This is a genomic window from Ruegeria sp. CG11 (assembly GCF_056537245.1).
On sequence record NZ_JBQFRE010000003.1, the window covers coordinates 302,945 to 325,341 of the forward strand.

Annotated in this window: 20 protein-coding genes; 10 read left to right on the top strand and 10 right to left on the bottom strand. The window is 60.6% G+C overall.

All coding sequences use genetic code 11. From position 1 onward, the window contains the following. Positions 1 to 70: 70 nt before the first annotated feature. The 5 genes from ACR0KW_RS10900 to ACR0KW_RS10920 form a co-directional block, all read right to left on the bottom strand. Positions 71 to 748, bottom strand: a complete 678-nt coding sequence (locus tag ACR0KW_RS10900; protein ID WP_480804993.1) for an orotate phosphoribosyltransferase — start codon at positions 746 to 748, stop codon at positions 71 to 73. A 143-nt stretch (positions 749 to 891) separates the two neighbouring features. Further along, the gene (locus tag ACR0KW_RS10905) at positions 892 to 2,073 is read right to left on the bottom strand and encodes an ammonium transporter (RefSeq protein WP_480804994.1); all 1,182 of its coding nucleotides are present in this window, start codon (positions 2,071 to 2,073) and stop codon (positions 892 to 894) included. A 145-nt stretch (positions 2,074 to 2,218) separates the two neighbouring features. Then, positions 2,219 to 2,701 (bottom strand): CinA family protein, encoded by a 483-nt coding sequence (locus ACR0KW_RS10910; protein ID WP_480804995.1) that lies wholly within the window; start codon positions 2,699 to 2,701, stop codon positions 2,219 to 2,221. Then, positions 2,698 to 3,195, bottom strand: coding sequence for a phosphatidylglycerophosphatase A family protein (locus ACR0KW_RS10915; RefSeq protein WP_170325135.1), 498 nt, complete (start codon positions 3,193 to 3,195; stop codon positions 2,698 to 2,700). The genes ACR0KW_RS10910 and ACR0KW_RS10915 overlap by 4 nt, the downstream gene beginning before the upstream one ends. Then, complete coding sequence (locus tag ACR0KW_RS10920) at positions 3,192 to 4,322, bottom strand: bifunctional 2-C-methyl-D-erythritol 4-phosphate cytidylyltransferase/2-C-methyl-D-erythritol 2,4-cyclodiphosphate synthase (protein ID WP_480804996.1); 1,131 nt, start codon at positions 4,320 to 4,322, stop codon at positions 3,192 to 3,194. The genes ACR0KW_RS10915 and ACR0KW_RS10920 overlap by 4 nt, the downstream gene beginning before the upstream one ends. 239 nt (positions 4,323 to 4,561) lie before the next feature. On the opposite strand from ACR0KW_RS10920, the gene dusB reads away from it, so the two are divergent. From dusB to ntrX, 5 genes are all read left to right on the top strand, one after another. Then, complete coding sequence (dusB, locus tag ACR0KW_RS10925; protein ID WP_480805068.1) at positions 4,562 to 5,491, top strand: tRNA dihydrouridine synthase DusB; 930 nt, start codon at positions 4,562 to 4,564, stop codon at positions 5,489 to 5,491. Beyond that, complete coding sequence (locus tag ACR0KW_RS10930; protein ID WP_480804997.1) at positions 5,488 to 6,555, top strand: two-component system sensor histidine kinase NtrB; 1,068 nt, start codon at positions 5,488 to 5,490, stop codon at positions 6,553 to 6,555. Before dusB ends, ACR0KW_RS10930 begins: the two co-directional genes overlap by 4 nt. Positions 6,556 to 6,592: 37 nt before the next feature. After that, the gene (locus ACR0KW_RS10935; RefSeq protein WP_480804998.1) at positions 6,593 to 7,960 is read left to right on the top strand and encodes a response regulator; all 1,368 of its coding nucleotides are present in this window, start codon (positions 6,593 to 6,595) and stop codon (positions 7,958 to 7,960) included. 99 nt (positions 7,961 to 8,059) lie between these two features. Then, entirely contained in the window at positions 8,060 to 10,348 is a 2,289-nt protein-coding gene (locus ACR0KW_RS10940; RefSeq protein WP_480804999.1) for a sensor histidine kinase NtrY-like, read from the top strand. Then, entirely contained in the window at positions 10,345 to 11,754 is a 1,410-nt protein-coding gene (ntrX, locus tag ACR0KW_RS10945; RefSeq protein WP_480805000.1) for a nitrogen assimilation response regulator NtrX, read from the top strand. The genes ACR0KW_RS10940 and ntrX overlap by 4 nt, the downstream gene beginning before the upstream one ends. A gap of 12 nt (positions 11,755 to 11,766) precedes the next feature. Here the strand turns inward: ntrX and ACR0KW_RS10950 are convergent, their stop codons facing one another. Next, positions 11,767 to 12,249, bottom strand: a complete 483-nt coding sequence (locus tag ACR0KW_RS10950) for a hypothetical protein (protein WP_480805001.1) — start codon at positions 12,247 to 12,249, stop codon at positions 11,767 to 11,769. Between the two features lie 96 nt (positions 12,250 to 12,345). On the opposite strand from ACR0KW_RS10950, the gene trkA reads away from it, so the two are divergent. The 4 genes from trkA (at position 12,346) to hflX (ending at position 16,895) form a co-directional block, all read left to right on the top strand. After that, positions 12,346 to 13,722 (top strand): Trk system potassium transporter TrkA, encoded by a 1,377-nt coding sequence (gene trkA / locus ACR0KW_RS10955; protein WP_480805002.1) that lies wholly within the window; start codon positions 12,346 to 12,348, stop codon positions 13,720 to 13,722. Between the two features lie 2 nt (positions 13,723 to 13,724). After that, a complete protein-coding gene (locus ACR0KW_RS10960) occupies positions 13,725 to 15,260 on the top strand; it encodes a TrkH family potassium uptake protein (protein WP_480805069.1) in 1,536 nt (511 codons plus the stop codon). 124 nt (positions 15,261 to 15,384) lie between these two features. Further along, positions 15,385 to 15,624, top strand: a complete 240-nt coding sequence (gene hfq / locus ACR0KW_RS10965; protein ID WP_010440340.1) for an RNA chaperone Hfq — start codon at positions 15,385 to 15,387, stop codon at positions 15,622 to 15,624. Beyond that, positions 15,624 to 16,895, top strand: a complete 1,272-nt coding sequence (gene hflX / locus ACR0KW_RS10970) for a GTPase HflX (protein WP_480805003.1) — start codon at positions 15,624 to 15,626, stop codon at positions 16,893 to 16,895. The genes hfq and hflX overlap by 1 nt, the downstream gene beginning before the upstream one ends. Positions 16,896 to 16,898: 3 nt before the next feature. Here the strand turns inward: hflX and ACR0KW_RS10975 are convergent, their stop codons facing one another. From ACR0KW_RS10975 to hemB, 4 genes are all read right to left on the bottom strand, one after another. Further along, positions 16,899 to 17,294, bottom strand: a complete 396-nt coding sequence (locus ACR0KW_RS10975) for an SgcJ/EcaC family oxidoreductase (RefSeq protein WP_480805004.1) — start codon at positions 17,292 to 17,294, stop codon at positions 16,899 to 16,901. Positions 17,295 to 17,402: 108 nt separating this feature from the next. Further along, a complete protein-coding gene (locus tag ACR0KW_RS10980; RefSeq protein ID WP_480805005.1) occupies positions 17,403 to 19,865 on the bottom strand; it encodes a penicillin acylase family protein in 2,463 nt (820 codons plus the stop codon). A gap of 173 nt (positions 19,866 to 20,038) precedes the next feature. Continuing rightward, complete coding sequence (locus ACR0KW_RS10985; RefSeq protein WP_480805006.1) at positions 20,039 to 20,614, bottom strand: lipid-binding SYLF domain-containing protein; 576 nt, start codon at positions 20,612 to 20,614, stop codon at positions 20,039 to 20,041. A 140-nt stretch (positions 20,615 to 20,754) separates the two neighbouring features. Beyond that, a complete protein-coding gene (hemB, locus tag ACR0KW_RS10990; RefSeq protein WP_480805007.1) occupies positions 20,755 to 21,753 on the bottom strand; it encodes a porphobilinogen synthase in 999 nt (332 codons plus the stop codon). A 119-nt stretch (positions 21,754 to 21,872) separates the two neighbouring features. Here hemB and ACR0KW_RS10995 point away from each other — a divergent pair, with 119 nt between their 5' ends. Then, positions 21,873 to 22,397, top strand: coding sequence for a component of SufBCD complex (locus tag ACR0KW_RS10995; protein WP_480805008.1), 525 nt, complete (start codon positions 21,873 to 21,875; stop codon positions 22,395 to 22,397).

Below are 22,397 nucleotides of genomic sequence, written 5' to 3' on the forward strand. Positions count from 1 at the left end.
GTCAACATATTGTGTGGTTTTCACCGTCCTGTCGGATGGCGTTCCAATTCGCTCATCAGGTGCCGTAACGTCAGCTTTTGTTGGCTTCCTGCCAGCCACGCGGATCGTTCAGAAAGGCCTCGACACCATCAAGTGTCTCTTGGTCAAAGGCTTTCTGCGCTTTGGCCTCGGCCAGAACGTCCCACCAGGTGCACAGGTGATGCAGTTGCACGCCGTGATCGCCGAGGGTTTTCTCGGTCTCGGGGAAAATGCCGTAGTAGAAGATGACCGCCGTATGCCCACAGGTCGCGCCGGTTTCGCGGATCGCATCCACAAAGGACAGTTTCGAGCCGCCATCGGTGGTCAGGTCCTCGATCAGCAGCACACGCTCGCCTTCGGACATGGCGCCTTCGATACGGGCGTTGCGGCCATAGCCCTTGGGCTTTTTGCGCACATAGGTCATCGGCAGCGCCATACGCTCGGCGACCATCGCGGCAAACGGGATGCCCGCCGTCTCACCCCCCGCGATGTTGTCGAACGCCTCGAACCCCGCGTCGCGCATCACGGTGACGGTCAGGAAGTCCATCAGGGTCGAGCGGATACGCGGATATGAGATCAGCTTGCGGCAGTCGATATAGGTCGGGCTGGGCAGGCCTGAGGCCAGCGTGAACGGCTCACGCGAATTGAAGTGCACGGCCTTGATCTCCAGCAGCATCCGCGCGGTAAGGCGGGCGATTTCGGTGCTATCGGGGAAAGAGCTGGGGATCATGGTGCAACCTCGGGACAAAATGACGTTGCGGGCTGATAGCCTGACCCTCGGCCCAGAGTCGAGAGGCTTGCGCACAAAAGAAAAGCGGACCCCGTCAAGAGGTCCGCTTTGGCCCTTGCGGGCGCGTGGCAGCCAAGGTGGGCTTAGCTGCTCATGTCATAGGCGCGCTCGCCGTGTACCGACAGATCGAGCCCGTTTGTTTCGGTTTCGGCGTCTACGCGAAGCGGCGTAATGAGCGCAACCACCTTGATCAACACAAATGTGACAACTGACGTAAAGACACCCACGATCAGCAACCCGCCCAGCTGTGCGGTCCAGGCACCCAGACCAAAGACGGCAATCATGATGGTGCCAAAGATACCTCCGACGCCGTGCACGGCGAAGACGTCCAGCGTGTCGTCGATGTTCAGCATGTTGCGGATGACGTTGACGGCCTCTTGGCACAGCACGCCTGCCACCGCACCGATAATCAGCGCCTGAACCGGATCAACATAGCCCGAGGCCGGGGTGATCGAGGCCAAACCCGCAATGGTACCGGTGACCAGACCCACCATCGAGGCTTTGCCGTACTTGATCCGCTCCCACAGCGCCCAGGTCAGCGAGGCGGTCGCGGCTGAAATATGCGTAACGGTCATCGCCATCGCGGCGCCTCCATCGGCCGCCAGTTGCGAGCCGCCGTTGAAGCCGAACCAGCCGACCCACAGCATTGCGGCGCCGATCATGACAAAGCCGGGGTTGTGCGGAGGGGTGGTGCGGTTGCGGCGCGGCCCAAGGATCACGGCAATTATCAGCGCCGCCAGACCGGCGGTTTCGTGCACCACGATGCCACCTGCGAAATCACGGACGCCGACCTCACCCAGAATGCCACCGTCGGTCAGGATACCGCCGCCCCAGATCCAGTGAACGACCGGCGCATAGCACAGCAGCATCCACAACGCCGAGAAGGTGAGCACAAATCCAAAGCCCACGCGTTCCACATAAGCACCGACGATCAGGGCAGGGGTGATGATGGCAAAGGTCATCTGGAAGGCAAAGAACAGAACCTCGGGCAGGGTGCCCGACAGGCTGTCGGCATCGACACCGTTCAGGAAGGCTTTGCCCAGACCGCCCCATAGACCCGACGTTCCGTCACCGAACGCGATGGAATAGCCTGCAACCAGCCAAAGGATGCTCATCAGACAGGCGATGCTGAAGCAGTGCATGAAGACGCTCAGCACGTTGCGGGCGCGCACGAGGCCCCCGTAAAACAGGGCCAGTCCCGGCAATGTCATGAACAGGACCAGGGCGGTTGCCACTATGATCCAGGCGGTATCGGCTCCATTCATCGGCCGGTCTCCTCTTCAGCTTGCGTGGCGCGCCTTGAAGCGGAGAGGGGGCGGGGAAAAAAGAGGCAGACGCCAATTTTTGCGCCTACTTTGGGGGCTTTTTGTTAAATGGTGATTAAATGTACGCCGAATGGCGCGAACAGCCTTATTTTTGGGCGATAGTAAAAAGTCCCTGTGACAGCAGATCCAGCGCGTGATCCCGCGCCGAATGGCGGACGTTGTCGCGGCCAAGCGCTCCAAAATCGACCGTTTCGGTGCGGGTCGGTGCGCCTTCTGCGGCCAGCCCAAAACAGACCCGGCCCTCGGGCTTGAACTCGGACCCGCCGGGGCCCGCGATACCGGTGACCGAAACGGTGAGCTGCGCGTCAGAATTCCTCAGCGCCCCTTCAGCCATTTCGCCCGCGACCTGTTCTGAAACCGCGCCATGTGCGGCAAGCGTCTCGGCTCGCACACCCAGCATTTGCTGCTTGGCGGTGTTGGTGTAAGTGACAAAGCCGCGCTCGACCACGGCGGAACTGCCGGGGATATCGGTCAGTGCCGCAGCGACCATACCGCCGGTGCAGCTTTCGGCGGTTGCAATCATAACGCCTTGCGCCTTGGCGCGGTCGAGAAGCACGGTAACGGTCATAGTCCAAGAACTCCGTGCGAGATGCCGGCAAGGATCAGCACGCCGGTTCCGGCGAACATGCCCGCGATCACGTCGTCCAGCATCACGCCCATCGCGTCATTGCGCCGGTCAGCCCAGCCAACAGGGCCAGGTTTGGTGATATCGAACAAGCGGAACAGCAGGAACCCGGCGATCCAGCCGGGCCAGAGCGCCGTGATATCGATCCCATACGCCCAGGCCGGATAGGAAATCGCCCACAAGGCAGTAAATTGTCCGGCGACCTCGTCAATGACGATCTCGGACGGGTCGTGATCGTCCTGTCCTTCGGTCATTACACGAGTGGCCCAGAGGCCGCCAAAGAACACGGCAAGTGTTGCGATCACCAGCAGCGGGAAGCCACCAATAGTATGCAAGACCCATGCCAAGGGCAGTGCGGCCAGCGATCCCCAAGTCCCCGGCGCAGGGCGCAGGTAACCGACGCCACACACGGTTCCGATCAGGCGCGCGGCATTCATGATTTCACCAGACAGGCAGTGGCAAGCGAGGCGATCCCCTCACTACGCCCAGTGAACCCCAACCGTTCCGATGTGGTCGCCTTGACCGAGACCTGATCGGCGCGCAGCTCCATGATCCGGGCCATTTCCTCTCGCATGGCAGGCGCGTGAGGCCCGATCTTCGGGTATTCGCAGACCAACGTGCAGTCGACATTAGAGATGGCGTATCCCTTCTTCCCGGCCAGTTCGACCGCGTGACGCAGGAAGATCTCGCTGGCGGCGCCCTTCCATTGTGGGTCCGAGGGCGGGAAGTGCTGACCGATGTCCCCTTGCGCCAATGCGCCATAGATCGCGTCGGTCACGGCATGCATCCCCACGTCGGCATCCGAATGACCTTGCAGGCCGCGATCATGCGGCACCTTCACGCCGCAAAGGATCACGTGATCCCCGTTGCCAAACCGATGCACGTCGTACCCGTTGCCCAGCCTTACTTCCATATTCGTTCCCAATATGCGTTCCGCCCGGGCAAAATCCTCGGGCCGTGTGATTTTGATATTGTCTGCATCGCCCGGCACGATGGCCACGTCCAGCCCCGCTGCGCGGGCGACTTCGACGTCATCTGCAGCCCCTCCGGGATGGGCTGCATGGGCCGCGACGATAGCGTTATAGTGAAAACCCTGCGGCGTCTGCGCGGCAAACAGGCCCGAGCGGTCCTGCGTTCCGGTCACGATGGCTCCGTCCCCGGTCCACAGCGCATCGGTCACCGCCAATCCGGGCGCAGCTGCTGGGTGGGATTTCAGCGCGTCCAGTACGTATTGAATGGTGTCCAGCCCGACACAGGGTCGGGCGACGTCATGTACAAGGACAAGATCAACCGCAAAATCTGCCAAAGCAGCAAGGCCATTGCGGACCGAGCCTGCCCGGTCGCTGCCGCCACGGGTAAGAATCAGATCGGTGTTTTCGAATTCAACCCACGCGGGGCCATCATCTTCGGACAAGACCAGCACGATGTGGTCCACCTGTCCCCGAAAACGATCAATGGTCCAGTCTGCAACGCGCCGTCCGGCCAGAGGGCGCCATTGTTTGGGAATCCCCCCTCCGGCGCGCAGCCCGCGTCCTGCGGCGACGATGATTGCGGCGGTGGTCATGAGGGCATCTTCTCCGGTGATTTGAGGGCAATGTTTAGGGTGCGGTGAATGCAGAGGCAATCACCCGCGTTAACCTGCCTAAAAATTAGGCATGTGATGATTTTGCGGGCTTGATGGTCGCCGATTTGTTGTTCATATGCGTTGAATTCGATATCAAAGCCGCAACTGCCCAAGGATTAAGCACGTTGACCGTTCAACTCGCCGACAAAGACCTGAACCCGCCGGTGCTGCTGGCTCCGATGGCCGGAATCACTGATCGACCGTTCCGTGATCTGGTGATGCGCTTTGGCGCGGGCATGGTCGTCAGCGAAATGGTCGCCAGCCAGGAGATGGTGCAGGCCAAGCCCGGTGTCCGCGAGCGGGCCGAGCTGTCGGCGGATGTGGAAAACACCGCCGTGCAACTGGCCGGGCGCGAGGCACACTGGATGGCCGAGGCCGCGCGGCAGGTGGCGGATCGCGGCGCGCGGGTGATCGACATCAACATGGGTTGCCCGGCCAAGAAAGTGACCAATGGCTATTCCGGATCGGCCTTGCTGAAAACGCCGGATCACGCGCTGACCTTGATCGAGGCGGTGGTCGAGGCTGTTGATGTGCCGATCACCCTGAAAACCCGTTTGGGCTGGGATGACACCTTGTTGAACGCCCCGGATGTGGCGCGACGGGCGCAAGAGGCTGGCATCCGTATGGTCACGATCCATGGTCGCACACGCTGTCAGTTCTACAAGGGGCAGGCCGACTGGCGGGCTATCCGCGCAGTGAAAGAGGCGGTCTCGATCCCCGTCATCGCCAATGGGGATATTGTGGACACCGGCTCTGCTCGCAGGGCGCTGGAGCAGTCGGGCGCCGACGGGGTCATGGTCGGGCGCGGGGCGCAGGGCAAGCCTTGGCTGCTGGCGCAGATTTGCCATGACCTTTATGGCGCCGAGGCCCCAGATATTCCTGCGGGCGACGATTTGATTGAGATGGTCCGCGCGCACTATCAGGCGATGCTGGAATTCTACGGCACCGATCTCGGCCTGCGGGTGGCACGCAAGCATTTGGGCTGGTACATGGATGAGGCCGGAACGCCTGCTGCTTTGCGCCGCGCGGTTCTGACCTCGCGTGATACCGAGGAGGTGCTGCGTCTGCTGAGCGATGCGTTAAGCACCGATGCGGAGGTGGCAGCATGATCTCGGATCAAAGCATCTGGACCTCACTGCCGGTTCCCGCCTTCATCATTGACGCTGATGACCGGATTGCCGATGTAAACTCGGCCGGTGAGGGGTTTCTGAACGCCTCGCGCAAATCGGTGATCGGGCATCCGGTCTGGGATCAGATCGCCGTGGACGCGCCGTTGGAAGAGGCTTTCCTGCGCGCACGGGCGCAGGGTACGCCGCTGTTCGTCAACGATGTGGACGCCGGGTCAGGTAACCGCGCACCGCTGCAATGTGCGCTGCAGATCGCACCGCTGGTCGGGCATCCGGGCTCGATGATCATGATCATCTCGCCACGCGAACTGGCGGGGCGGATGACGCGGGGCAACACGGTGAAATCCGCCGCGCAATCGGCGATTGGCATGGCCGAGATGCTGGCGCATGAGATCAAGAACCCGTTGGCCGGTATCACAGGGGCGGCGCAATTGCTGAGCATGAACATCCCTCAGCAAGACCTTGAACTGACTGATCTTATCGTCGCTGAAAGTCGTCGCATCGTAAAGCTGCTGGAGCAGGTCGAGCAGTTTGGTAATCTCTCGCAGCCCGATTTCAGGCCGGTCAACATTCACGACGTTCTGGACCGTGCGCGCCGTTCGGCACTGCTGGGCTTTGGCGCGCATATGACAATCATCGAGGATTACGACCCCTCGCTGCCGCTGGCCTATGGCGATCCGGATCAGTTCCTGCAAGTGGTACTGAACCTGCTCAAGAATGCCTCGGAAGCGGCTGATCCGAAAGGCGGAACCATTCGTCTGCGGACCTATTTCGAACATTCCTTCCGCCTGCGCCGCAGTGATGGTTCCGGCCATTCGCTGCCGCTGCAGATTGAGATCATCGACGATGGTCCGGGACTGCCCGAGAAAATCCGCAGCGATATTTTCGACCCGTTCGTGTCGGGCAAGGAAAACGGCACCGGCCTTGGGCTGGCGCTGGTTAGCAAAATCATCTCGGACCATGACGGCTGGATTTCCGCCGACTCGGTGCCGGGCCGCACGGTATTCCGCATCTCACTGAGGCGGGCGCCGAAAGACGCAACATAAACAGCCGGTAAGAGCAGAGATATAAGGAGAGCACCCGATGGATGGCACAGTACTGGTCGCAGATGACGACCGCACGATTCGCACCGTTCTGACTCAGGCCCTGACGCGGGCGGGGTGCAAGGTTCACGCCACATCCTCGCTGACCACGCTGATGCGCTGGGTCGGCGAAGGCAAGGGCGACGTGGTGATCTCGGACGTGGTCATGCCGGATGGCAACGGGTTGGAGATGCTGCCGAAGATTGCGCAGGATCGCCCCGGTTTGCCGGTCATCGTGATCTCGGCCCAGAACACGATCATGACGGCGATTCAGGCGGCTGAGGCGGATGCCTATGATTATCTGCCTAAACCCTTCGATCTGCCGGATTTGATGAAACGCACCGCGCGGGCGCTGGAGCAGAAACAGCGCGCGCCTGCCGAAGTGATCGAAACCAGCGACGATCGCCCGGAGGAGCTGCCTCTGGTCGGGCGAACCTCGGTGATGCAAGCTCTTTACCGGCTGGTTGCTCGGGTGATGAATACCGATCTTTCGGTGATGATTTCCGGTGAAAGTGGCACTGGTAAGTCCCTGATCGCGCGCGCTATTCACGATTTCTCGGACCGTCGCACTTTGCCGTTTGTGACGGCGACTGCAGCGGACCTGCGGGATCTGGAAGGTCCGGCGCGGGTGATGGCGCGGGTACGCGGTGGAACGCTGCTGATTGATGAGATCGCCGATATCGAGGACGAGTTGCAGGCCCGCATCGTGCGCATGATGGACACGCCGGGTGACCACGTGCCGCGCTTTATGGCCACCAGCCAGTCGGACCTGACCGAAGCGATGGAGAGCGGGCGGGTGCGTCAGGATCTCTATTATCGCCTGTGCGGCGCTACCGTGCATGTGCCGGCCCTGCGGGAACGGGTGGACGATATCACCTTGCTGGCGGATCATTTTCTGGCTCGGGAAGAACGCGAGCATGGCGCCAAACGCTGGCTCAGCCCCGATGCTGTGGAACTGGTGCGGCGCTATTCCTGGCCGGGCAACGTGCGGCAGTTGGAGAACGCCATCCGCCGTTTGAGCCTGACCAGCCGCGCCGATGAAATCTCGAAGGCCGAGGTCGAGATGGTGCTGGGTAGCCAGCCCGAGGCCGAACCGGTTCTGGGCGACGGTGAGCGCGAGAAATTGTCGGCCTCAGTGGCGCGCCATCTGCGTCGGTATTTTGACCTGCACGGCAATTTGTTGCCGCCTCCGGGCCTGTATCAACGCATTCTGCGCGAGGTCGAGGCGCCTTTGATCGAGTTGGCGCTGGACGCAACCGGCGGAAATCAGGCGAAATGTGCGGATTTGCTGGGGATCAACCGAAATACGCTGCGGAAAAAAATTACAGATCTCGATATTCAGGTGACACGCCGACGCAAACTGATGTAATATCGCCACACAAATTGTGGCATCCGGGTTCGCGCCCGGCAAGGACCACGACATATGGCGGTACGTCGCACAAGCGACACATCAGGATGAGGGCAGACGGTGGCAACCCGGGCACAGAGCGGGCCGATTCCAGCGATCAATCGGTGGCGAAAATCCCGAAAACTGCGCAATTTCGGCACCTTGGGGCTGGTTCTTCTAGGGCCTGCCTTGGCGCTTGCTACCTATCTTGTCATAGGTCCATTTGATCTGGGAACGACGGCCCCCACGCTGCGCCTAATCCTTCTTGCAGACCTTGTTTATGTGCTGGTTGTCGCCGCTCTGGTTCTGGGGCAGGTCGGCAGTCTGATCGCCGCCCGCCGGGCGAAATCGGCGGGTTCCCGTCTGCACCTTCGTCTGATCGGCGCTTTCACGCTGTTGGCCCTGGTGCCGACCGTGACTGTTGCGATCTTTGCGGGCTTGACGGTGAATATCGGGCTTGAGGGGTGGTTCTCGGATCGCGTGCGGCAGGTTGTTGGGTCATCCCTGACTGCGGCCGAGGCTTACGAGCTGGAACACCGCCAGGGCCTGACGCAGGACGCCGTTGTGTTGGCGCGGTTCTTGGATAATGCCCGTGTACGAGACTTTTATATATCTGACGCGGAACTGCGCGAGGTTTTGGCGCAGGGGCAGGCGCAAATCCAACGCGGCCTGCGCGAAGCCTATGTAATTGATGGCAGCGGAGAAATCCGGTCGCGCGGGGATCGGTCCTATCTGTTCGACTACGAAGCGCCCACACCCGAGCAGATGGTCGAAGCTACGGACAACGGTTTTGTGATCATAGCCGACTGGCAAAACAACGAGTTCCGCGCGTTGGTCCCGCTGCAGGCCTATCTGGACCGCTATCTCTATGTCAGTCGCGAGGTGGATGGGCAGTTGCTGACGCTGCTGGATGATACCAAGGAAACAGCGCAATTCTATCAACAGTTGGAAAGCGATCGGGGCCGGGTGCTGTTCGAATTCGGTCTGTTGTATCTGAGCTTTGCGGTGATCCTCATTCTGGCAGCGGTGTCGTTGGGTATGTGGTTCGCCGAGCGCCTGTCGCGCCCGGTTGGGCGGCTGACCACGGCAGCACAGCGCGTTGGTGCTGGTGACCTGAGTGTGCAGGTGATCGAAGAGGCCAATGACGACGAGATCGCCATGTTAGGCCGGTATTTCAACCAGATGACGCGGCAACTTAAAGGACAACGCGATACTCTGCTGGAAAACACCCGCCAGATCGAGCGCCGTCGGAGACTGTTCGATTCGGTTCTCAGCTCGGTAACCTCGGGCGTGGTTGGTGTTGACCCGGATGGCTGTGTGACGTTTGTGAACCGCTCGGCCGAGCGTCTGCTGGACTGGGCGCATGTGGACGATAAGTTGTCGATCGGTATCGCGGTGCCCGAGTTCCTGCCTCTGTTCGAAAGCCTCAAGGAAAGCGGGCAGGAGGCGGTGCAGGGTGAGATCAAGGTCACCCGCAAGGGGCAGCTGGAAAACCTGCTGGTGCGCATGGCCACGCGGCGCGGCGAAGATGGAGGGCTGGAAGGGTACGTGGTTGCCTTTGACGACGTGACCGATCTGGTCAGCGCACAGCGGATGGCAGCGTGGGGCGACGTGGCGCGGCGTATTGCGCATGAGATCAAGAACCCGCTGACCCCCATCCAATTGAGCGCCGAGCGGATCAAACGCAAATTCTCACGCAAGCTGAATGAAGAGGATTGCGACAGCCTCGAATCCATGACCGACGTGATCGTGCGTCAGACCAATGACCTGCGGCGGATCGTGGATGAGTTTTCGAAATTCGCGCGGATGCCAGAGCCGGACCGGCGTGAGGAAGACGTGGTCGGACTGGTGCGCGAGGCCGTGCTGTTACAGCAGGCCGGACAGCCGGATGTTCAGATCGATGCCTCTCTGCCGGATCATCCGGTCCTGGCGGATCTGGACGCGACGATGCTGAATCAGGCGCTGACCAATCTTATCAAGAACGCAGGTGAGGCCATTGAAACCCTGAAGAAAAAAGGTCCACTAGACAATCTGAAGCCACAGATCAAAGTGGATGTGACCAGCGACGATGCGGGGACGGTCATTGCCATTGCGGATAACGGCATCGGCCTGCCCGAAGATCGGGCACGCCTGTTCGAGCCGTACGTTACCACACGGGACGAGGGCACAGGTCTGGGCCTGCCCATCGTCAAGAAGATCATCGAAGAACATGGCGGAGCGCTCACACTTGAAGACGCGCCCGTCTTTGACGGACAGGACCATTTCGGTGCGATGGCCGTAATCCGTTTACCGGGGGGCAATTTCTCTCCGACCGCAGCGCCACATAAGCAGGCAATTCATACAAGCAAACTGAAAGCAGGCCAAAGATGAGCGACATTCTGATCGTAGATGACGAACGCGATATTCGCGAACTGGTGTCCGACATTCTGGAGGACGAAGGCTATTCAACCCGGTTGGCCGGCAACTCGGACGAGTGCATGGCCGAGATCAATTCCGAACCGCCGGGGCTGTTGATTCTGGATATCTGGCTGAAGGACAGCCGGATGGACGGTATTGATATCCTCAAGGCGGTGAAACGCGATAACCCGGACGTGCCGGTGGTGATCATTTCCGGCCACGGCAATATTGAAATCGCGGTGGCGGCAATCAAACAAGGTGCTTACGACTTTATCGAAAAGCCCTTTAACATCGACCAGCTGATGGTGGTGATCCGCCGCGCGATGGAGACTTCTCGCCTACGTCGCGAGAATGCCACGCTGAAACGCAAAGAGGTCACCAGTTCCGACATGATCGGCAAATCCGCTACTTTCCGCGCGATGCAGAGCCAGTTGGACAAAGTGACCAAATCCAATGGCCGCGTGATGCTGAGCGGCCCGGCCGGGTCAGGCAAGGAAATTGCCGCGCGCTATATCCACGCCCATTCCAACCGCGCCAACGCGCCCTTTGTGACCGTAAACTGCGCCGGGATTGAGCCTGAGCGCGTTGAAGAGGTGCTGTTCGGACGTGAAACCTCGGAACGCGGTATCGAATCCGGCTTACTGGAAGAGGCGCATGGCGGCGTGGTTTATTTCGACGAGGTTGCGGATATGCCCTTGGGCACGCAGTCCAAGATCCTGCGCGTACTGGTCGATCAGCAATTCCAGCGCGTCGGCGGTTCGGACAAGGTGCGGGTTGATCTGCGGGTGATCTCGTCAACCAACCGCGATCTGGAACATGAAATCGCCGCTGACCGTTTCCGCGAGGAACTGTATCACCGCCTGAACGTGGTGCCGATCGCGGTGCCGTCGTTGGAAGAGCGGCGCGAGGATATTCCGGTTCTGGCGCAGCATTTTATCGAAATGTGCAACGAATCTCAGGGTCTGGCCTTGCGCGAAATCTCAGAAGAGGCCGTTGCGTTGCTGCAAACCATGACCTGGCCGGGCAACGTGCGTCAGCTCAAGAACCTGATCGAGCGTGTGCTGATCCTAGGTGATGGTGCCGGGCCGATCGAGGCCAAGGAACTGCCGAGCGAAGAGGAAAAAGCCGACGATTCGGGCCGCGTCGTACTGTCCGGTGCCCTTGCAACTTTGCCGCTGCGCGAAGCACGCGAGGCGTTCGAACGGGAATACCTGCTGACCCAGATCAATCGCTTTGGCGGCAATATCAGCCGCACCGCCAGCTTTGTCGGGATGGAGCGCAGCGCGCTGCACCGCAAGCTCAAGTCGCTGGGTGTGGTAACCTCGAACAAATCCGGCGCACGCGTGGCGCAGGTGGACGAACCGGAACCGGCGGAATAATCCGCCGGGCCTTTATCCGGCCTGACCAGGCGTGATGATCTGGAACGACCCGTTGTCGAATTTCACGTAGCAGGACTCGGTGCTCAGCGGCGGCAATGTCGTTGTGGGTGCAGCCTGTACCCTCGATTTTACGTTCTGTTTGCAGGGCGGCAGGCTGACCGGGCGAAATCCCTTTTTGGCCATGCATTGCGCCTCGACCCGATTGCGCAGCCCCTGATTGACGTCGACGGTATAAACCCGCCCTGGTTGCCACCAGCCGGACGAGCGGTGGCACCGCCCCCGGCTGTCGCAATAGGTGCGGCCAGGCCAGTAGGTGGGTGGGCTTTGTCGCACCTGATTGGCCACCGGCACCTCCTCAAGCGCCTGCACCTGACATTGCGTCGTTTCGGACTGCATGCGGGATACGTTTTCACCCTCGCGGTAATACAGCGGAAGCGGGCTGCTGCATGCAGACAGCGCGATCATCGGAATAAGCAATCGAAGTATTGATTTCATGGGCTTATCTTGCCTTAGCTTTGCGGGTATGACAATTCAATTGACCGCTTTGGGGGCATCTGTCATTCAAAGATTTCAGGCAGAAGGGCCAAAAACATGAAGGTCATAATTTGCGGTGCCGGTCAGGTTGGCTGGCAGATTGCACGGCACCTGTCGGGCGAGCTCAACGACGTAACGGTGGTGGACAACAACTCCGACCTGGTGCGCCGCGCGACCGAGACCCTGGATGTGCAGGGGATCGCCGGATTTGCCAGCTATCCGGACGTGCTGGACCGGGCAGGGGCTCGGGATGCCGACATGATCATTGCCGCAACCCATTCGGACGAGGTGAACATGGTCACCTGTCAGATGGCGCACTCGGTGTTCTCGATCCAGCGCAAGATTGCGCGCTTGCGGTCGAAATCCTACCTCGAGGCGATCCACTCGGACCTGTATCGCCGTGACCACCTACCCATCGACGTGGTGATCAGCCCCGAACGCGAGGTGGCCGCCGCCGCCATGCGCCGCCTGTCTGCGCCGTCGGCCTTTGACACCGAGATGTTCATGGACGGCAAGGCGCAGTTGCTGGGCATCCGCATTGACGAAGACTGCCCCATCATAAACACGCCACTGCGCCAGTTGACGGATCTGTTTTCAACGCTCAGCTCGATTGTCGTGGGCGTCCGGCGTGACGGCAGCCTGTTTGCCCCGGAATCCGAGGATCAGCTGTTCGTCGGCGATGAATGCTATGTCTTTACCAATGTCAAAGACGTGGACCGCACGATGGAGGTCTTCGGCAAGACGCAAAAGAAGCAGGATCGCGTGGTGATCGTGGGGGGCGGCAATGTCGGGCTGGAAGTTGCGCGAACCCTGGAAGAACGCGAAAGCCGGGTGCGTGCCAAGGTCATCGAGCGCGACCGCCAAAGTGCCGAACTGGCCGCAGAAGCATTGGAGCGCACCATTGTTCTGAACGGGGATGGTCTGGACGCGGCCTTGCTGCGCGAGGCCGGGATTGAGCGCGCGGACGCGATGTTGGCGGTCACCGATGACGACCGCGCCAACATGCTGGCCGCTGTGCGCGCCAAGGCCGAAGGCTGCGCGCTGGCGATCGCGCTGATCAACGATCCCAGCATGGTGGCACTGATGGGGCCGCTTGGGATCGACGCCTATATCAACCCGCGTGCCACCACAGTCAGCTCGATCCTGCGGCACATCCGCCACGGACGGGTGCGACAGGTCTATTCCATTGGCGATGCCGAGGCCGAGGTGATCGAGGCCGAGGTGCTATCGACCTCGCCCATGGCTGGGCAGAAACTGCGTGACATCGACTTCCCCGAGGGCGTTCTGGTGGGCGCGGTACGCAAGGGCGATGAGTTGCTGCGCCCCACCGGCAGTTTGCGGATCGAGGAAAAGGACGTGTTGGCGATTTTCGCCATGGCCAAGGATGTCCCCGAGGTCGAACGGCTGATGCAGGTTTCGATCGATTTCTTCTGATGATGCGCGTGGGGACACAACGGTTCGGGCTGGTGCGGCGCTTGCCGTTGTTTCTGCTGATCTGGGGCGTCGTGTCCTTGTCCATGTGGATACCCGCGATCTATGCGCTGGCGCTGAACAACCACGAAACCTCGCGGTCGTTCTTCTATTCGGGACTCCTAGGTCTGTTCGTGGTGGCGACGATTGCGATGGCGTCGTCCAGCCGGGTACCACGCCGGGGAACGCTGGGGCAACTGGCGGTGCTGTTGGGCTGCTTCACTGTCCTGCCACTGTTCCTTGCCATCCCGCTGCATGACGCCTTGGGGAATACGACTTTCCTGAACGCCTATTTCGATATGGTTAGTGCGCTGACGACCACGGGCGCCGATATTTTCCCCGATCCCGACCGCCTGACCGCTCCGTTACATCTGTGGCGCGCGTTGGTGGGCTGGATGGGTGGTCTGCTGATGTGGATTTCGGCGGCGGCGATCCTGGCCCCGCTGTCTTTGGGAGGGTTCGAAGTGACTGCGCGGGGGCAACCGGGCCGTCCGGTCTCGGGTGTGGCGCAAAGCGAAAAGGTCGATCCCCGAGGGCGTCTGATCCGGGTGACGCTGACTCTGACACCGGTCTATGCAGGGCTGACAGCCGTGATTTGGCTGCTGCTGCTGATCGCAGGCGAAGATGGGCTGACCGCCATCTGCCACGCCATGTCCACGATGGCCACGTCCGGTATTTCGCCGGTGGGCGGGCTGGAGGGCGCGCAGGCTGGTGTCACCGGCGAGGCGATCCTGTTCCTGTTCTTGTTCTTCGCGTTGTCGCGGCTGACTTTTTCCACCGATACCGCGACAACGGGGTATTCGCGGCTGGACAGGGACCCTGAATTTCGGATCGGCCTTTTGATCGTGATTGCCGTTGCCACGCTGCTGTTCTTCCGCGTGTGGGCCGGGGTCAACGAAATCGGCGGTACGCTGAACCCGACCGATGCCGTTAAGGTGTTTTGGGGTATGGTGTTTACGGCGTTGTCCTTCCTGACCACCGCCGGGTTCGAAAGCGCCAACTGGAATGACGCACAGCAGCTATCGGGGCTGGGTACGCCAGGTCTGATCCTGATTGGACTGGCCCTGATCGGCGGCGGTGTCGCGACCACCGCGGGCGGGGTCAAATTGCTGCGGGTGTTCGCGCTGTACCTGAACGGCGCGCGCGAGATTGACCGCCTGATCTATCCCTCATCGGTCAGTGGCGAGGGCGGCGGCAACCGGCGCATCCAAAGCGACGGTGCGTTCATCGCGTGGATATTTCTGATGATGTTCGCGCTGACGGCAGCGCTGTTCAACCTTTTGCTTGGGTTGATGGGGGCAGGGTTCGAGCAGGCCATGGTGCTGACCGTCGCGTCGTTGAGCACCACGGGACCGTTGATCGAACTGGCGACAGATATCCCGATCCGGGTCGTGGACCTGTCTGCCGGGGCCAAGCTGACCATGTGCGCGGCGATGGTGATCGGGCGGCTGGAAACGCTGGCGATCATTGCGTTGATTACGCCAAGCCTCTGGCGGGACTAAGATTAAACAGTTGCGCAATGCCTGATTTTTGATCTGGAAACTCTGTTAACTCCACTCCATACTCAGCCAGAGGGAGCGCGTTGGTCCGCAGCGCGTAGCAAGAACAACGGCGAGATAATAAAATATGGCTTCGGACAGACAGAATCTTCAGGACGCGTTCCTGAACAATGTACGGAAAGCAAAGGTACCGGTCACAATTTTCCTGATCAACGGTGTGAAATTGCAGGGCGTGATCACTTGGTTCGATAATTTCTGCGTGTTGCTGCGCCGCGACGGACAGTCGCAGCTGGTGTACAAGCACGCGATTTCGACAATCATGCCATCGCAGCCGATCAGCCTGTATGAGGGCGAAGACGCCTCTTGATGGAACATGACAGGACGCGCACCCGGGCCTGGGTGCTGCATCCGGAAATCAAATCAGATGAACAGCGCCGCGTCCCCGAACCGGCGCTGGAAGAGGCGGTGGCCCTGGCCGCCGCGTTGCCCGATCTGGATGTGATCGGGTCCGAGATCGTGCGCCTGCAACGTGCCCAGCCGGGGTTGTTGTTCGGCAGTGGCAAGATTGAGGAACTGGCCGAACGTCTGCACGACAACGAGATTGAACTGGTGCTGATCGATGGCCCGGTATCGCCCGTTCAGCAGCGCAATCTTGAAAAGGCATGGAAGGTCAAAATCCTTGACCGGACAGGGCTGATTTTGGAGATTTTCAGCGACCGCGCCCGCACCCGAGAGGGTGTGTTGCAGGTCGAGATGGCTGCGCTTAGCTATCAACGCACGCGACTTGTGCGGGCGTGGACCCACTTGGAACGGCAACGTGGTGGATTGGGATTTGTCGGTGGTCCCGGTGAAACTCAGATCGAGGCTGACCGCCGCGCCATTGACGAACAACTGGTGCGTCTGCGTCGCCAGTTGCAGAAGGTAGTCAAAACTCGCACGCTGCACCGTGCGGCGCGGGCCAAGGTGCCGTATCCGATTGTTGCGTTGGTGGGCTATACCAACGCGGGTAAGTCCACGCTGTTCAACCGCCTGACCGGGGCCGAGGTGATGGCCAAGGACATGCTGTTCGCCACGCTTGACCCGACCATGCGTCGGGTCGAACTGCCCGATGGCCCCGAGGTGATCCTGTCGGATACGGTGGGGTTCATCTCGAACCTGCCGACGGAGCTGGTCGCGGCCTTCCGGGCAACGCTGGAAGAAGTTCTGGGCGCCGATATCGTCGTCCATGTCCGGGATATCAGCCACGAAGAGACCGACGCGCAGGCGCAAGATGTCGAGGCGATCCTGACCTCACTGGGTGTCGATGGCGAACGGCCCCGGCTTGAGGTTTGGAACAAGATAGACCTGATGAACGAGGATGAACGCGAAGCCGCGTTCAAACGCGCGGATCGGGATCCTTCGATTTTTGCCATCTCGGCGGTGACCGGCGAGGGTGTTGACCCTCTGCTGGCCGAAATTGCCACCAAGCTACAGGGCGCACGCCACGAAGAGACGCTGACACTGGACTTTGCCGAGGGCAACAAGCGCGCATGGCTGTTCCGGCAGGATGTTGTGCGGTCCGAAAAGCAGACAGAAGACGGGTTTGAGATCACCGTGCTTTGGACCGATAAACAGGCGGCGCAGTTCGCGGCGCTTTAGAGGTCAGGCGCCGTCGATCTGGCGTTGCATATCCTCGACATCGAACCATCCCTGCGAGGACAGCACCTTGTGGTCCTCGCTCAGGTCCCATTCTTCCCATCCTCGAGTCAGGACATAGTTGCCTGTCTTGGCGTGATGGCCTTCGAACGTCCAGACAAAGATTGCGTGATGACCAGCCCACCGCATCATATCGCAGCGGAGTTCAAGATCGGGGAAATCGGATTGAAACCCGCGCGCCATCTCGGCGATTGCCGCCCGACCTTGCAACGTCTCGGATCGATTCATAACCATCTGCCCGTCGGGCGCAAAGAAATCGGCCACGGCATTTGGGTCGCCCGAGCTCCAGGCGATAGCGTAGTCGCGTGCGAGATTGTTCAGCCTATCCCGTATACTTGCCATTTGTGCCCCCTGGTCCCAACCCTTTGGTGCCCAGATCGTAGGCGAAAAGGCGGGTCGGCGTCCACGGCACCCGAAAAAAGGGGCAAGGTCCTGCCGAAACAGGCGAAATCAGCGTGGGATCAGGTTTGTCACACCAACGGCGGCGGCACGCGCCAGATCGAGGTCCAGCGACATAGGGATGTACTCTCCGCGCCGCCACAACTGCGCCTGATCGTCGTAGTATCGTGATAGGAAATGGCCCGACTGACCGGTGGCGGTGATAAAGACCGAGCTGTCCGGATCGGCAAAGTCATAAACCCCGCGGTAGCCCGCACCGTGGACGTTCAGGAACGGGTTCTTGCCCTCACCCGATGTACGCCCGCGCAGCAGGGTGTTGTCGCCGCCGCTGGTGGATTGGCGGATGTTCACAAAGAACCGCAGCACCGGTACCGTGCCCAGAACCGGGTGGTCATGGGTTGCCTGATGCGCATCGCCCCAGCGCAGGGATTCCAGCGCGCTGCCGTAGTTCTCGGAAATCCAGATCAGTGCGTCGTCCAGCGCCAGCCGGGCCATGTCTGTGCAGGTTTCAGTTGGAGCACTCTGGCGCACGTCACACCAGACCGACGCGCCATCGATATCGCGGTAAACACGTTCGATGAACAGCGGCTCGACATGTTTATACTCAGCAGCCAGCGGGCCCAATTCATCCGAGATCAGCCGGATCTGCAACGCCCGCAGCCACGCGGCATAGATCAGCGGCTCTGGCAGGTGTTCGTTCATCTCGCCATTCCAATCGGCCAGCAACGACAGGGCGATCTGGCGCTGGCGTTCGGGCGTACCCTCGGGGGCGGAGGCTCCGGTAAACCAAAGGTCGGCCCCAATCAGTGGCAGCAGTGAGCGGGCGGTGAAGCTGACGGTATCCAGCTGCGCCTCGATAAAGCTGTCGCGCGTGTGGACCTCGCGCGATTGCATCAGGCGTTCCCAGCGGTGCACGCGCTGGGTGTCGCCCCATTCATAGGACACATGTTCAGGGAACGGGCGGTCGATGATCTTGTTGTTGGTATTACCCAGAATGCCCCCCACAGGGGCCACGAATTCCGGGTTGTCAGCATAGGGCAGCCGACCCTGCCACAGGTTCTCGGCCAGCCAGCCCGGCGTCGGGATGCGGCCCCGGCTTTGGTTGCGCAGGTCGCGTTTCGGCATCGCTCCGATCAGCTTGAGGCCGATCGTGTCCTTGTCCACAAGTGACAGGTTTTGCGACGGTGCGATAAACAGCTCAGCCGCGTCGATGCCCTGCCGGACAGTGTCGGCATTCATCAGCGCCATCGACGCCGTCATCGACGTATCGCGCGGGCTGAGCGCCGTCCACGACAGTGACGCGACATGGCCCGGTGGTGTGATCGTCTCAAGATTATAGTGGCTGCCTGGCAGGACCGGGCCGTTTTCCGTCCAGCGCAGGGTCAGGGTGATCGGGACTTCATCCTTGATCTCGATGATCGAGGGGCGGGAGCGGAATGTCTTGTAGCCGTCCGGCGTCAGGTATTCCTCGGGGTTTTCGGGGTTCAGCTGCTCGATATGCACATCCTGATCGTCCAGATACGAGGAGGTCAGACCCCAGCCCAGCCGGTCACTGCGCCCGGCCATGATGGCGGGAATGCCGGGGACGGTCGCGCCGATCACGCCGCCCTTGGCCAGTTCCAGCCGGGCCAGATACCAGATGCCCGGCGCGGTGAGGCCCAGGTGGGGATCGTTGGCCAGCAAGGTACCACCGCTGGCCGAACGCGAAGGTGCCGCGGTCCAGGCGTTTGACGCCCCGGCCAGCCCGCGCTTTGGAAACGGCGACAGCGGGCTGTCGGGCATCGGTGTGCCGCGGGCATAGCGGGGCAGGCCAGGAAATAGCGCGGCATATTCGGGCAGGGCTGCGATACCGGCGCCCGGTACGTCCGGAAGGATATCGGCCAGCCGCGCAGGTTCGTTCAGCATCAGCGACGTTCGGGCGCGCAGAACTTCGTCCTCAAGATGGCCGGACAGTTGCAGGCTCATCAGTTTGATCACGGCGATGCTGTCGCCGGGTTGCCACGGGGACACGGGCGCGTTGAACAGAAACATCTCGGGCGCGCCGCGGCCGAGGGCGGCCTCGTTTATCTCATCCAGCCGGGCGTTCACCCCGGCGGCATAGGCCCGCAGCGCGGCCTTGGTGTAATCGTCCTGTACCTCGACCGAGCGGTGGGCCAGCCCGTACAGGTCCAGGCGGCGCAGCAGCTTGTCGATATGCAGCGTGCGAGTGCCGAAAACTTCGGAAAGGCGGCCCTGCGCCGTGCGGCGCATCACCGTCATCTGCCACAGGCGGTCCTGCGCATGGGCATAGCCGAGACCAAAGAATACATCCGGGTCGTTCTCGGCCACAATATGGGGGACGTTGGCCGTGTCACGGATGATCTCGACCGGGGCGGTTGGCCCATTGACTTCGACCGTCTGATCGTAGTCCGGCAGGGATTGACTGGCCAGGAAATACACCAGTGCCACGGCGGCAAGGGCCAGTAGGATCAGACCTGTTGTCAGACGCAACAGCCAGCGAAAAACGAAACCCATTTGTGGTCTTTAATCCCGATCCATTTTCGATTTCGGCAAGATTAGTTGATGGCCGGGCTGACCGAAAGAGGAACAGCCCGGGAATATCCCTGTTTCCAGAACTATAAATGAAAAACCCCGCCACAGTGGGGCTGTTGGCGGGGACCGTTCGAGGGGCGCGTGGTAGCCCGGAGTTACGGAATGATCCGTGTGTATTTTGTGCCTTCGACCGTTGCGCCGAATTTCAGACCGGCCTGACCAAAGACCGCTGCCAGAACCGGCGAACGCAGTGTCGTTGTGTCTGTGGATAGGGAGTTTCCAGTTGCATCAACCACATAGCCAATATCGGCACCGGCGGTCCAACCGCTGGAGCGGCGGAAGTTGTTCAACGCGTCCTGCGTCATGAAGAACAGGACATGTGCATATTGTTGGGCACCGATTTGCAGGCCGGCGGTTCCGGAAATAGCGGAATAGTAATCAACCGTTGCGCCCTGAATGCGCAGCGCGCCCTGGCCGTAGGCGCCACCAAAGAAGATCAACCCGGCGTCGGTGATCAGGGGCATAACCAACATACCGTTGGCCTTGTTGGCGATCTCGACCGTGTTGGGATAGCGCGAATACATTTCGGTCAGCGTGGCATCGACGCGGGCGTCGATGGTGGCGGCGTTGGAATTGCCGACGCCGTTACCGCAAGCTGCGGTCACCGTCAAACCGGCCATGCCAAAGGCAAAGCCACGACGGCTTAGTCGGGGTGCGTTGGAACTGCTCATGTTTTTTCTCTGTACTAATGCCTGATATGTCGGGTGATCCCGATCTTATGTGCGAGAATACGCCGATTGCGGCCTCGTGTCACGGGAAAGCTGAGTGACCGCAGATCACAATCGGCGAAAAATTGCGACTATTGGGGGCTTTAGCCCTGAAGGATACGGGCGACCTCTGGCGCGAAGTAGGTCAGGATGCCGTCGCAGCCCGCGCGCTTGAACGCCAACAGGCTTTCCAGCATCACTTTTTCGCCGTCGATCCAACCGTTCTGAGCGGCGGCCTGGATCATCGCGTACTCGCCCGACACCTGATAGGCATAGGTCGGTGCGCCAAACGCGTCTTTCACGCGGCGGCAGATATCCAGATAAGGCATCCCCGGTTTGATCATCACCATGTCGGCGCCCTCGGTCAGGTCGCGTTCGATCAGGCGCAGGGCTTCGTTCGAATTGGCCGGGTCCATCTGATAGGTCTTCTTGTCCCCGGTTAGCGCGCCCGAGGCCCCCACCGCATCGCGGAACGGCCCGTAAAAGGCGCTGGCGTATTTCGCGGCATAGCTGAGGATCATCACGTTCTGATGCCCGGCCGATTCCAGCGCCCGGCGCATCTCACCGATCCGGCCATCCATCATGTCGGACGGACCGATGATGTCTGCCCCAGCCTCGGCTTGCGCGAGGGTCATCTTGACCAGCGCCTCGACCGTCTGGTCATTCACAATTTCGCCATCGACAACGTAACCGTCATGCCCGTTGATGTTGTAGGGGTCGAGTGCAACGTCGGTCATCACCGCGATATCGGGGGCCGCCGCCTTGATCGCGCGGATGGCGCGGTTGGACAGGTTGTCGGGATTCCAGGCCTCGGCGCAATCCTCAGTCTTCAGGCTGGGATCGGTGTAGGGAAAGATGCAGATGGCCGGAATTCCCAAGGCCTGAGCCTCGATCGCAGCTTTGGTGATCAGATCGACCGAGCGGCGCACGACGCCGGGCATCGAGGGCACGGGCTCCTCCACTCCTTCACCGTCGCGCACGAATACTGGCCAGATCAGGTCATCCGTGGTCAGCGTGTTTTCCCGGACAAGTCCGCGCACGGCCTGCGATTTTCGCGCCCGGCGGAACCGGGTCAGGGGATAGGGGGCGATGGTCGGTTTCATGTCGCGCTCTCCTTGAATATTCCCGCATTGGGTGGCATGAATTCCGTGTGGTCTCAAGGGTAAGGATGGACGCGCCGGTGCGAAAAAGCCCCTCAGGACTGGGAACAAAGGGCTGACGCTTGGACTTATACTCTACGCTTTTCGAAATCATCGACATGCGCAGCTTTTCGAATCTGTGGTATTGGATCGCTCTGGCCGTGCTTTGGTCGACGGTGAGCCACTGGGCGATGGGTGTCCCGTTCGATCTGCTGGTACGCGCCCGCCGGGTGGGTGGACAGTCCGAGCAGGACTTGCTGGATATCGTCCGGATCAACGGCAACCGTATTCTGTTCATCGTCGACAAGTCCGGATTGATCATTCTGGGGCTGAGCTGCTTCTTTTTCACCGGTCTGGCGATGCTTGGCTTTTATTATGGTGTCGAGTTTGCCCAGGCCGTATTTTTGCTGCTGTTTCCGATGTGTCTGGTGACGCTGATCAACATCAAGGCCGCACATAAATTGCGGCGCGGTGATGGATCGCTGGAGTTTGTCGGCAAGGTACTGACACGTTGCCGGATCTATACTCAGATCATCGGTATGATTTCGATATTGATCACGTCGCTTTGGGGTATGTATCAGAACTTCTCGATTGGGGTTCTGGGATAG

What these genes read in the sequence shown, in the direction of transcription:
- ACR0KW_RS10935 (WP_480804998.1), top strand. Translation starts at nt 6,593, where the DNA reads ATGGATGGCACAGTACTGGTCGCAGATGACGACCGCACGATTCGCACC.
- ACR0KW_RS10980 (WP_480805005.1), bottom strand. Translation starts at nt 19,865, where the DNA reads ATGGGTTTCGTTTTTCGCTGGCTGTTGCGTCTGACAACAGGTCTGATC.
- ACR0KW_RS10960 (WP_480805069.1), top strand. Translation starts at nt 13,725, where the DNA reads ATGCGCGTGGGGACACAACGGTTCGGGCTGGTGCGGCGCTTGCCGTTG.
- ACR0KW_RS10910 (WP_480804995.1), bottom strand. Translation starts at nt 2,701, where the DNA reads ATGACCGTTACCGTGCTTCTCGACCGCGCCAAGGCGCAAGGCGTTATG.
- ACR0KW_RS10985 (WP_480805006.1), bottom strand. Translation starts at nt 20,614, where the DNA reads ATGAGCAGTTCCAACGCACCCCGACTAAGCCGTCGTGGCTTTGCCTTT.
- hemB (WP_480805007.1), bottom strand. Translation starts at nt 21,753, where the DNA reads ATGAAACCGACCATCGCCCCCTATCCCCTGACCCGGTTCCGCCGGGCG.
- ACR0KW_RS10950 (WP_480805001.1), bottom strand. Translation starts at nt 12,249, where the DNA reads ATGAAATCAATACTTCGATTGCTTATTCCGATGATCGCGCTGTCTGCA.
- ACR0KW_RS10975 (WP_480805004.1), bottom strand. Translation starts at nt 17,294, where the DNA reads ATGGCAAGTATACGGGATAGGCTGAACAATCTCGCACGCGACTACGCT.
- dusB (WP_480805068.1), top strand. Translation starts at nt 4,562, where the DNA reads ATGGCCGGAATCACTGATCGACCGTTCCGTGATCTGGTGATGCGCTTT.
- ACR0KW_RS10900 (WP_480804993.1), bottom strand. Translation starts at nt 748, where the DNA reads ATGATCCCCAGCTCTTTCCCCGATAGCACCGAAATCGCCCGCCTTACC.
- hflX (WP_480805003.1), top strand. Translation starts at nt 15,624, where the DNA reads ATGGAACATGACAGGACGCGCACCCGGGCCTGGGTGCTGCATCCGGAA.
- ACR0KW_RS10915 (WP_170325135.1), bottom strand. Translation starts at nt 3,195, where the DNA reads ATGAATGCCGCGCGCCTGATCGGAACCGTGTGTGGCGTCGGTTACCTG.
- trkA (WP_480805002.1), top strand. Translation starts at nt 12,346, where the DNA reads ATGAAGGTCATAATTTGCGGTGCCGGTCAGGTTGGCTGGCAGATTGCA.
- ACR0KW_RS10920 (WP_480804996.1), bottom strand. Translation starts at nt 4,322, where the DNA reads ATGACCACCGCCGCAATCATCGTCGCCGCAGGACGCGGGCTGCGCGCC.
- hfq (WP_010440340.1), top strand. Translation starts at nt 15,385, where the DNA reads ATGGCTTCGGACAGACAGAATCTTCAGGACGCGTTCCTGAACAATGTA.
- ntrX (WP_480805000.1), top strand. Translation starts at nt 10,345, where the DNA reads ATGAGCGACATTCTGATCGTAGATGACGAACGCGATATTCGCGAACTG.
- ACR0KW_RS10930 (WP_480804997.1), top strand. Translation starts at nt 5,488, where the DNA reads ATGATCTCGGATCAAAGCATCTGGACCTCACTGCCGGTTCCCGCCTTC.
- ACR0KW_RS10905 (WP_480804994.1), bottom strand. Translation starts at nt 2,073, where the DNA reads ATGAATGGAGCCGATACCGCCTGGATCATAGTGGCAACCGCCCTGGTC.